Here is a 9,542-nt window from a genome sequence, read left to right on the forward strand (position 1 = left end):
AGCAGGTTAATTTATTAGAACCCTTGCCTTATGAAGAACCAGAAGTGATTCCTGAAGAAAATGAAAAAGTTGAATTAACTGATGACGATGTTGATGTCCAATTGGATGATGATGGTCAGGTTACTTTAAGTTTAGATTAATCAAAAAGCAGTTTAGAATTTCTAAACTGCTTTTTGATTTTATAACAAAATTATGGATCTTCTTGAAGGCAAAGAAGCACTATATTTCCTGCTAGCCCTGATCGCAGTGAAAATCCTTGTTGCCCGGGGTTCGGGCAACAAGATTGTAACGGAGAGCAGGAAACCATCTTTCCAAAAAAGCCTAATATTTACTGCTTCAAAAAATACTAATATATCGATATTATTAATATTTACTCAACTTAGCTTGATGAATACATTCTTCTATTTTTTCAACCATATTATAACTTCCGCCAAAAAAAGCAGTTCGTTCGTGTAGTGAAGTTGGCTGAATTTCGAGAACTCGGTTTTCACCATCGGAAGCTTTTCCTCCCGCTTGTTCAATAATAAAAGCCATCGGATTGCATTCGTACAAAAGCCTTAACTTTCCTCTAACAGCTTTTGAACTTGTTGGGTATAAATAGACACCGCCTTTGATCAAATTTCTGTGAATATCAGATGCTAAACTTCCAATATATCTGGAAGTATAAGGACGATCTTCCTCTTCTTGCTGGCAATATTTTATATAGTCTTTTACACCTTGTGGGAAATGAATATAATTTCCTTCGTTTACAGAATAAATACAGCCATTTTCAGGACATTTCATCTTAGGATGAGATAAATAGTAAGTTCCTAATGCTGGATTTAATGTAAATCCATTTACACCTTGGCCCGTAGTATAAACCAACATCGTTGAGGTTCCGTAAATAACGTAACCAGCTGCAACCTGAGCAGTTCCGGGTTGTAGAAAGTCTTCTAGGGTTACTGGAGTTCCTATAGGGGTTACTCTTCTGTAAACAGAAAAAATCGTTCCAACCGACACATTTACGTCGATATTAGACGAACCATCCAAAGGATCCATCAAAAGAACATATTTGTTGCTATGACTGTTGTCGCTTCCTTGAACAGTGATGAAATCATCATTTTCTTCGGAGGCAATTCCACATACAATTTCTCTATTAATTAGCGTTTGAATAAAAACTTCATTGGCATAAACATCTAGTTTTTGCTGGTCTTCGCCTTGTATGTTTTTTTCGCCCACACCTCCAATTATATCAACTAATCCTGCTTTATTGACTTCGTGGCTAATGATTTTTGACGCTAATTTTATGGAGTTAAAAATCCGTGATAATTCACCCGATGAGTATGGAAAATCATTTTGATTTTCGATAATAAATTCTCCTAATGTTAAATTTTTCTCTTCCATGTTAAATTGGTTTGTTAGTTAGTTTTTGTCTCAAAATTTAGTTTTAAACGATGATTTTTAAAGTAGGTTCGATTAAAAAAATGGAGGTTTGAGGCTAAAATTATAATCCAATTTTTGACTTTCAAGTATTTAAAGTCTGTGAGTTTTATTTTTTTAGAGTTTATTATTTAATGTATTTTACGATATCGAGTTTTGTTTTCTTCAATTCTCTGGCGACAATTTTTGCGATTTCGGTAGCACCTTTTTCACAATAATGTGTGTCATCTGCCTTATCTTCTTTATAATAAGGTATTTCGCCAGCCTTATAATGCAAATGTAATTGTTTTGATTTTTCTGGACCGTATGATTGCTCTAATAATTCAGAAAAATATTCCATATCTATAAATGGAACGTTGTATTCTTGGGCTACCAAACGGGCTTCTAAAGTATAATCACCATGAGAAGGAAGTAGGACACCGGCATCATTAAAATTTCTACGGGATACTGATGAAAACAGAATTGGAGTTGCTCCTTTTTCTCTAGTTTCGAGTACAAATCGAATTAAATTATGACGGTAAGCGGTATGTGGATTGGTATAACGCAAAGAATCTTTGTCTTTGGCATCATTATGCCCGAATTGAATGAAAACATAATCGCCTTTTTTTAATAGTTTGTAAACTTCGTCCCAACGTTTTTCGGCAATGAAACTTTTTGTACTTCTACCATTTACTGCTCTATTGTCGAATGTTATATTGTCGTTTAAAAACTGTGGAAATAGCATTCCCCAGCCACGCTCTGGATTTTCTTCTGGTTTTACTTTATTCGCCATTGTAGAATCACCAATTCCGTAAATAGTTGGTTTTTGTGCTAAACAATTTAGTGAGATTAGCATCATGAGTGATAGGGAAATCCATTTCATAGTATTCATTGTTTGTTGTATTATTGTTGATTTTGGGTTTTGGCTCGCAGCATTCTTAATTTAAAATCTTTTATTTTGCAGCTGTTGGTGTTGTTGCTTTGGTACCAATTACCACTTCATTTACACTTACATTTTCTGAATTGGTGATTGTTGTACCGTTTTTAGCTGATTGGATATTAATGTTGTCCAATTTGATATTTGATACTTTTTTGTCTGGAAAACCTTCGATTACAATTCCAGTGTTTGTGGCTTCAACACAACTAATGTTGGAAAAAGAAATATCAGAAACTTTAGAGGGGTTTAATCTGTTGCCTTCTCCATGATAATTGGCTGTGATATAAAGACAATCTTCAACTTTTCCGAAAGCTATATTGTTGAAATAAATGTCTTTGACATAACCACCACGATCAGAATTTGTTTTTATGAAAACACCTCTTTTCAAATAACCTCTGAATTTACTGTTTTCTACATAAACATTTTGAACTCCAGCAGACATTTCGCTACCGATTACAATAGCATGTAAACCTTTGAATTCACAATTTCGAATCACAATATTTTCAGATGGAGTAGCTGAATTGCTGCGACCTTCATCGTCTCGTCCTGCTTTGATAGCAACATTGTCATCGGCATTGTCAAATTTTATGTTTTCGATTAAAATGTCACTAGAATATTCCGGATCTATTCCATCGTTGTTGTAATTGTGTGCATTGTATTTTAAACCTCGTAATGTGATGCTTTTACTTTTTAGCAAATGCACACACCAAAAAGGAGAATCTTCTATTTGGACGTTTTCAATCAAAATATTTTTTGAATTGATAAACTGAATCAGTTGCGGTCTTAGATAATGACCATTTCCAAAAACACGTTCTTTGACTGGTGTGTTTTTATGGTTCATTTCACGACTTAATAGTTTGTCTTTTTCTTCAAGCTGTTTCCAATTAATCCAATCGGTTTTGCCTTCGCCATCGATAATTCCATTTCCAGTAATGGCAATGTTATCTACGTTGTTCCCATAAATTAAAGGGCTGTAATTATAAAGCATGGTTCCTTCCCAACTGGTTAAAACTAGTGGATAATCTTTTGGATTAGAACCAAATCTAATTTTAGCTCCATCTTCCAAATGTAGTTTTACATTGCTGACGAAATGGATCGGACCGTTTAAAGTGTAAGTTCCTTTTGGCACAATAATAGTACCTCCATTATTCTTTTTGCAAAGTGCCATTGCTTTATCAAAAGCGGGTTTGGCATTGCTGACTGAATCTCCTTTGGCTCCCAATTTTGTTACTTCAATTTTGTACGAAGGAATGGTTGGCAATTGAATTCGTTTTACAATTTCATTGACTTTGTCTGAAGGGAAATCATTTTTTTGAGCAAAGCAAAATGATGAAAACAGAAACAGAATTATGAGTTTATAGTTCATAGCTTTTCTTTTAGTTATTTTTCAAATACCATTGTTTGTTTGATGGAGTAGAACCAGCATCTAATATATTTTCGATAGTATATTTTTTGGCTTCAGCAGCTTTTAGTTGATGTGACCAATTGACTCTGTTTTTTGGCTGAAAACCTTCTCCAGTACAATTATATTCTGCATAAAATGCAGTCGGTTCAGCATCAGTTTTTGACCAAGTACTCCAACCTACTGGCAGGATATGTTTGCCCATTTCGCAGTTGATGTAAACTGTTTTTGCAAAAGGTCTCCAAGGACGTCCAAGATAAGCCTGAGTCACATTTTCATCCGCAGTCAGTTTACAGTTTTTGAAAACATAACCAAATTGTACATCTTTTGGCGTTGATGTTGCTGTTGCATACGAATCACTTTTGCTGTTTATTGTACAATTCTCAAAAAGTACGGTTGCATCTCCAAAAATAAAATCGGTTGTTCCTTCGATAAAGCAATCTTTGAAATAGTTTTTAAATCCTTCGCCCGAAGTATAGACAGTGTCCTGATTTCCTAAAAAACTACAGTTTGTAAACATCACTCTATTAGCATTTAAATGCAACGCCACCGCTTGGCCTACAGGACCCGAAGTGTTTTTGACGGTAATATTTTTGCAAAAGAAATCATTTCCCTCGACCATAAGCGTGTAAGTATAAAAAGTGCTATTACGGCCAAGATCTATTTTTTTGAAATAATCATCATAGCTTATGATTGTTTTTTCTTTGCTTTCTCCAATTAACGAAATAGAAGGATTCCAAGCATGCACTTTTACTTTTTCATGATAAACACCATCTTTTATAAAAATCGTAATTCGTTGATTAGGATAGGCTTTTGCAGCATTTATTGCTTCTTGAATGGTTTTAAAATCGCCATTTCCGTTTTGGTCTACAACGATATTGAATTCATCTTTTAAAACAACTTCAGTTTTTTTGGGTACAACTACTGTTTCAGTTGGGATTTTTTTTTTCCAGCTTTCGTATTTTCTTAAAACAGCTTTTGGTTCTGTGGTGTACCATGCATAGCCATTTCTTCGTTCATCACCAATTTCGGCTAGAGTTGCTTTTTTTATTCCGTCTCTGTCACAGAAAAAAGGAGTGTTGTCGCTAAGTTCCATAAAACGTGCCCAAAGTGGTTCGGCATTTGGGTCCTGAACTATAATTTTATTGGTTTTTTTAGCGTTATCCGCAGGAACTATTTCTTCTTTGATGCCTGTGAGTTTCGTTTTTTCAAACCAAGCTACGGCACTGTTTACGGCAGTGATTACTTCAGGAGATGGGTTGTCAAGAGACATTAATAGCAAAACAATTTTGGCAGATTCTTTACCGCTTAATGAAGCCAATTCAAAAGCTCTTGCATTTGCAGGAAGTAAAGTAACTTCATCGTGTTGTGCGCACCAAGCTGTCAAAACCCCATTTTGTTTATATTGTGTTTTTAAGATGCAATCGATTCCTTTATCAAAAGCTTTTTTAGCTTTTTCGATAGTTTCCTGTGGAGGTTTTATCGAATAATAGCCATTATCATTGATGCAGTTTTCCAATACATTCATAATATTGACCATCGAATCGTCATTGAAAGTAATATGAGTATAATATCCTTTTTTTAATGGATAAAATTGAGGCCAACCCCCATTGTCATATTGTGCTTCTAGGATATAATCCAGACCTGCAAGGAAAGCTTTTTTGTATCGTTCATCTGGATTTTGAGCATACATTTTGGATAGAAACAGCATTTCTTGAGTGGTAGCCAGATTATCAGTTGTCACTTCATCAGTGGTTGGTTTAAGTGCAATTAAATTTTTCTTTTCAGCTTCCGTTAAAGGCTTTTGCATTTGAATGTTTTTTGGCCACCCGCCGATATTGCGTTGGTACAGTAGTACATTTTCTGCTATTGCTTTGGCCTCATTTGTTGCAAACCAACTGCTGTCATTATCGCGAATAATAGAAGCCCATTTTTGTTCTTTTTGCGCTTGTATGTTTACGCTGAACAATAATAGTAAAACAATTGAGAAGCTTATTTTGATATTTTTCATTTAAAAAGATATTATTTTGTTATTCTAAACCAATCGATAGCAACATTTCCGGCATCATTTATAATTCCTTGTCTTAATGCTACGAAACCAATTTTGGCTCCAATCCATCTGCCTTCTTTTGCAGTAAAAGCTTCGCCAATAGGAGTGAAGTCATTTCCGTTTTCACTATAATAAAAAGTACAAATTCCGCCTGGTTTTACTTTTACTTGTAAATAAAGGTTTTGATTGCTAACAGGTATCGGTTTGGTCTCTGTTTCTACACCTTTTTTGTCAATATTTTTTGCTGTTTTTTGAGAGAGGAATAATTTGCCGCCTTCTTGTTTGAAACAGATATAGCTATAATCCAATCCCATTACGACTAATCCCATACTTTCTCCATCAAAACGTGGGTTGAATTTAATTTTTGCAGTAGCAGTAAATTCATTCGAAGGCATTTTTTGCAAAAGCAAATTAGGGATTTGGTAAAGTGTTGTTGCTTCTTTTGGAACAGGAATACAATTCAAACTATAATAACCCATAGCAGTAGTGAAGCCCCATGTTATCTGCGGATTTGCATGCCATTGCCATTGCAAGCCTAATTTAGGAAGGTTAAATTCATCACTTTCAACTGGAGTTTCGATTGGGAATGATTTTTTTCCAACATTTGGTTTTTTGTAAGTTGTTACTGGTTCACCAATACCGTTTTTATCGTCATCAATTCCAATTACAGGCCAATCTTTTTCCCATTTCATTGGTTGCAAATGAACCACTCTGCCATACACAAACTGATCTTGAAAATGAATAAACCAATCTTCTCCCGTTTGTGTTTGAACCCAGGCACCTTGATGCGGACCATTTACAGTTGATTTTCCTTGATCCATTACTTTTCTTTTTTCATAAGGTCCATATACATTTTTGGATCTCATAACTGTTTGCCAACCAGTTGCAACGCCGCCAGCAGGAGCAAATATGTAGTAATAGCCGTTACGTTTGTAAAATTTTGGACCTTCAATGGTGTTTTCATCTGCATGTCCGTCAATAATCATCACATCATCATTATTAGCTGATGTACCTTCTGAATTCATTGTACAAATTGCCAATTGGCTTTTGATTCCTGCACGGCTTCCGGCAAAAGCATAAGCGAGATATACTTTTCCATCTTCATCCCAAAGTGGTGTTGGATCAATAAGTCCTTTGCCTTCTTTTACCATAACAGGTTCACTCCATGGGCCTTCGGCTTTTTTGGCTTTTATTTGATAAATACCAAAATCAGGATCTGGATAATAAATATAAAATTCATTGTTATGGTATCGAATGCAAGGAGCCCAAACGCCATTTCCGTGTTGTACTTTATTGAATACTTCTAAAGGTTTTTGTTGATGAAGCGCATATCCAATTATTTTCCAGTTTACTAAATCCTTTGAATGCAGTATTGGCAAACCAGGAATACAATTAAACGAAGAAGCAGTCATATAATAATCATCTCCAACGCGAATTGCATCCGGATCAGAATAGTCAGCATATAAAATTGGGTTTTTATACGTACCGTTACCATTATCGGCTACCCAAACTTTAGAAAGATTATCGTTCTTTTCTTGTCCTGTCGCTATTTGAATAGTAACAAAGCATAAAAGCAATAATTGGAATTTTGTGAATTTCATAGAAAGTAATTTTAAAAAAGCCACTGATTAAAATGATTACAAGGATTTAATTTGTAGAAATCATATCAATCAGTGGCAAATTTTATAATGAAGGTTTACTTAGTTTATCTGTTTAATTCTAAAGCTGCTAAAATGAATGGGCCGGTAGCTTTTGGATCGTTGTCTTTTTTTCTTTCATTTATATAATATTCATAAGAACCATCTCTATAAGGATTACCTCCAAGTCCAGCAACGGCACATGCTTGTGTCAATGTAATTCCTCCATCGGCATCAACTTTCATTAATTTTTTGGTTAAACCATCAAAAGCTTTGTTTGCTAATTTTTTGTATTCAGCTGGTAAATATCCTTTGTTTACACCTTTTGCAAAAGCATAAGCAAACATTGATGATCCAGAAGCCTCTAAATAGTTTCCTTTTTCGCCTCCTTTATCTGTAACTTGATACCACAAACCAGTTTTTTTGTCTTGGTATTTGGCTAAGGCAGCTGAAACATTATTTAAATAGCCTACTAATTCTTTTTGTTTCGGATGATCTTTTGGGAAATAATCCAATGCGTCAACAAGTGCCATTACGTACCAGCCTAAAGCTCTAGACCAATAATTTGGTGAAGTTCCTGTTTCTTTGTTTGCCCAAGGCATTTGTTTACTTTCGTCCCAAGCGTGATATAATAAACCAGTTTTTGAATCAGTAGCGTGTAACTGAATTTGTTCGAATTGTTTGGCTACGTCATCAAGATTTTTTCCGTCTTCGAAAGTAGCAGTATATTGTGCATAAAACGGTTCTCCCATGTATAAACCATCTAGCCACATTTGATTTGGGTATATTTTTTTATGCCAAAAACCACCACTTTGAGTTCTTGGGTGTTCTTCTAATTGTTTGCGTAATAATTGCATTGCTTTCAAATATTTTTCTTCTTTTGTAGAAGCATAAATATTAAAAAGTAGTCGTCCAGCAACTACCATATCGATGTTGTAATTTTTAAATTCGTAGGTTTTAATAGAACCATCGTCTTCAATAAAATTATCAACATAACTTTTGATGTAAGCTGTATATCTTGGATCTGGATTTACTTTGTATAATTCCTGAAATGAATATAAAACTAAGCCATGTACATAATCCCATTTTGGTGCTTTTGAATCGTCAATCATGTAGCTTTCCGGGTGACGTTTCATTAAGGTCTGAGCCATTCTGTCTGACCATTTTAATTTCTTTGAAATTGTTATGGAATTCTGTGTTTTAGTGTTTTTTTCAGGTTCTTGAGCTGAAGTTTTGCAACTAAAAAATGCTAATGATATAAAAAGCATTGCGACTTTAAAAGTGTTTGTTTTTCCGTTTAACATAAATTATGATATTTAATTTTTTATTCAGTTCTATATGTTTATTTATAAATCTTTGTAGAGATATGTAGTTAATTTGATCAAAGAATATACCAGCTTCTAGTATTTTATTAGGTTTAATTATAAAAATTTATAACCATTTGTTTAAGAAACAAAACCAACATTTTTTTAATACAAAATTTTTAATTATTTGGAAATGAAGTTGAAGTATTTGTATAAAAATTGCGGTAAAAGTTTACTTCAATTCACTATATTTTCTTCTTAATTGCTGCCATAGTTTTATAGAATTGAAATATTTTGTGTTTTAATAAATAATGCAATCGATTACACAAACCTACATATATTTTTTAGATAAACAAAAAAAGTCGGATAAAAAAATATGATTATCAATAAGTAATGATTTTGTTTAAAGGAAATTAATTATAATCTTTTTTTTTAATTTATTTCTTCTGTTTTTGTTTGAAAAAAAATCTTTGACAATACAAATTTAAGGCAAAAAGGAACAGAGTTGTTTTTATTTTAATTTGTGTACAATAAGTATAAGAGTTGCTTATTTATATCTAAAAGAGATTTTTGGTAAATTTTTAGCAAAGTAATGTAAATAATAACCAGAGAAGTTTTCTGTACTTAGGCAGTATCTAAGTGGATTACTGATTTTTTGTTTTTTAGCAATTGGAACGATATTAAATTATAATAGGAGTTTGATTTTTATCTCAAACTCCTATTTTTTAATTAAATATGAAACTTATTACAGGTACTAATAAGCAGGGTTTTGTGGGAAATTTTTATTTTGATTTAAATCCAATGCTAATTGTGG

Annotated in this window: 6 protein-coding genes; all 6 read right to left on the minus strand. The window is 33.5% G+C overall.

What is annotated here, in order from left to right:
• Positions 1-363 precede the first annotated feature (363 nt).
• Positions 364-1,383 (minus strand): class 1 fructose-bisphosphatase, encoded by a 1,020-nt coding sequence (fbp, locus tag VLC96_RS00725; RefSeq protein ID WP_325260074.1) that lies wholly within the window; start codon positions 1,381-1,383, stop codon positions 364-366.
• 163 nt (positions 1,384-1,546) lie between these two features.
• Positions 1,547-2,281, minus strand: a complete 735-nt coding sequence (locus VLC96_RS00730; protein ID WP_325260076.1) for a rhamnogalacturonan acetylesterase — start codon at positions 2,279-2,281, stop codon at positions 1,547-1,549.
• A 70-nt stretch (positions 2,282-2,351) separates the two neighbouring features.
• Positions 2,352-3,701, minus strand: a complete 1,350-nt coding sequence (locus tag VLC96_RS00735; protein ID WP_325260078.1) for a glycoside hydrolase family 28 protein — start codon at positions 3,699-3,701, stop codon at positions 2,352-2,354.
• A gap of 10 nt (positions 3,702-3,711) precedes the next feature.
• Positions 3,712-5,748, minus strand: coding sequence for a pectate lyase (gene pelA / locus VLC96_RS00740; RefSeq protein WP_325260080.1), 2,037 nt, complete (start codon positions 5,746-5,748; stop codon positions 3,712-3,714).
• An 11-nt stretch (positions 5,749-5,759) separates the two neighbouring features.
• On the minus strand, positions 5,760-7,388 hold the full coding sequence (locus VLC96_RS00745) for a glycoside hydrolase family 43 protein (protein WP_325260082.1): 1,629 nt from the start codon (positions 7,386-7,388) through the stop codon (positions 5,760-5,762).
• 104 nt (positions 7,389-7,492) lie between these two features.
• A complete protein-coding gene (locus VLC96_RS00750; protein WP_325260084.1) occupies positions 7,493-8,728 on the minus strand; it encodes a glycoside hydrolase family 88/105 protein in 1,236 nt (411 codons plus the stop codon).
• Positions 8,729-9,542 lie beyond the last annotated feature (814 nt).

It is taken from the genome of Flavobacterium sp., from assembly GCF_035456085.1.
In the GTDB taxonomy this organism is placed as follows: Bacteria; Bacteroidota; Bacteroidia; order Flavobacteriales; family Flavobacteriaceae; genus Flavobacterium.

Coding starts and splice junctions, on each gene's coding strand:
- pelA (WP_325260080.1), bottom strand. CDS start 5,748: ATGAAAAATATCAAAATAAGCTTCTCAATTGTTTTACTATTATTGTTC.
- fbp (WP_325260074.1), bottom strand. CDS start 1,383: ATGGAAGAGAAAAATTTAACATTAGGAGAATTTATTATCGAAAATCAA.
- VLC96_RS00730 (WP_325260076.1), bottom strand. CDS start 2,281: ATGAAATGGATTTCCCTATCACTCATGATGCTAATCTCACTAAATTGT.
- VLC96_RS00745 (WP_325260082.1), bottom strand. CDS start 7,388: ATGAAATTCACAAAATTCCAATTATTGCTTTTATGCTTTGTTACTATT.
- VLC96_RS00735 (WP_325260078.1), bottom strand. CDS start 3,701: ATGAACTATAAACTCATAATTCTGTTTCTGTTTTCATCATTTTGCTTT.
- VLC96_RS00750 (WP_325260084.1), bottom strand. CDS start 8,728: ATGTTAAACGGAAAAACAAACACTTTTAAAGTCGCAATGCTTTTTATA.